The sequence below is a fragment of the Vibrio sp. 378 genome, from assembly GCF_033339435.1.
Map to the genome: position 1 here is coordinate 1 of NZ_JAWOUO010000151.1, position 1,069 is coordinate 1,069.

Below are 1,069 nucleotides of genomic sequence, written 5' to 3' on the forward strand. Positions count from 1 at the left end.
TACGTATTTGACCACTAAGCGTTGGCTGACTGACAAAACATGCCTCTGCCGCTTTGCGAAAATGCTTGTGCTCCGCCAGTGCGACTAAGTACTCAAAATCCCGAATATTCATAACACACGATTCGCTTCTATTTGATGATAGTCAATGTCTATCAAAACCATAGCATCAAACGATTAGAGCTATCAAAGGATTTTTACAATAATGGGCTCAACAAAACGAACCAGAGCCAAACGACAAGTCACGCTCTAAACGCTTCACTCGAATATTTTAAAGGAATCAATATGTTTGTATCTAAAGAAGGTCAAAACGTACCACAGGTTACTTTCCCGACTCGCCAAGGTGATACTTGGGTGAACGTTACCTCGGATGATCTATTCAAAGGCAAAACCGTGATCGTATTCAGTTTGCCTGGAGCGTTTACACCGACTTGTTCTTCTAGCCACTTACCTCGTTACAACGAGCTATTCCCTGTGTTCAAAGAACACGGTGTTGATGAAATTTTGTGTATTTCGGTAAACGACGCATTCGTTATGAACGCGTGGAAACACGACCAAGAAGCCGAGCACATCACCTTTATTCCCGATGGTAATGGAGAGTTCACCGATGGCATGGGCATGCTCGTGGACAAAAATGACATCGGCTTTGGTAAACGTTCTTGGCGTTACAGCATGTTGGTAAAAGATGGTGTGATTGAGAAGATGTTTATCGAACCAAATGAGCCAGGAGACCCGTTCAAAGTATCGGATGCCGACACTATGCTGAACTACATCGCACCAGAGTACAGAACTCAGGAATCGATCACTGTATTTACCAAGCCTGGTTGTCCTTTCTGTATGAAAGCCAAACAAAACTTGATTGATCACGGTCTTCAATATGAAGAAGTAATTTTGGGGAAAGATGCAACTTCCGTCAGTCTTCGTGCTATTACAGGCCGTACGACCGTCCCGCAAGTATTCATCGGCGGTAAACACATCGGTGGTAGCGAAGAGCTAGAAACTTACCTAGGCTAACCTGTCCATAGCCTACCCCCCGGTCTCCGGCGTCTTTGACTCGGAGGCCACCCTGTCT

General features: G+C 45.0%; 2 protein-coding genes. One reads left to right on the forward strand and one right to left on the reverse strand.

Annotated features, from left to right (window positions below; genetic code table 11):
* The coding region (locus R7Q48_RS24770; protein ID WP_155481848.1) for a LysR family transcriptional regulator at positions 1 to 112 on the reverse strand (112 nt) is incomplete at its 3' end.
* A 170-nt stretch (positions 113 to 282) separates the two neighbouring features.
* Here R7Q48_RS24770 and R7Q48_RS24775 point away from each other — a divergent pair.
* Positions 283 to 1,011 carry a redoxin family protein gene (locus R7Q48_RS24775; RefSeq protein WP_005465158.1) on the forward strand — a complete coding sequence of 243 codons (729 nt, stop codon included), beginning with the start codon at positions 283 to 285 and terminating at the stop codon, positions 1,009 to 1,011.
* Positions 1,012 to 1,069: the final 58 nt, after the last annotated feature.

Bases quoted from the DNA above. Each gene is read 5' to 3' on its own strand.
- R7Q48_RS24775 (WP_005465158.1), top strand. From the start codon at position 283: ATGTTTGTATCTAAAGAAGGTCAAAACGTACCACAGGTTACTTTCCCG.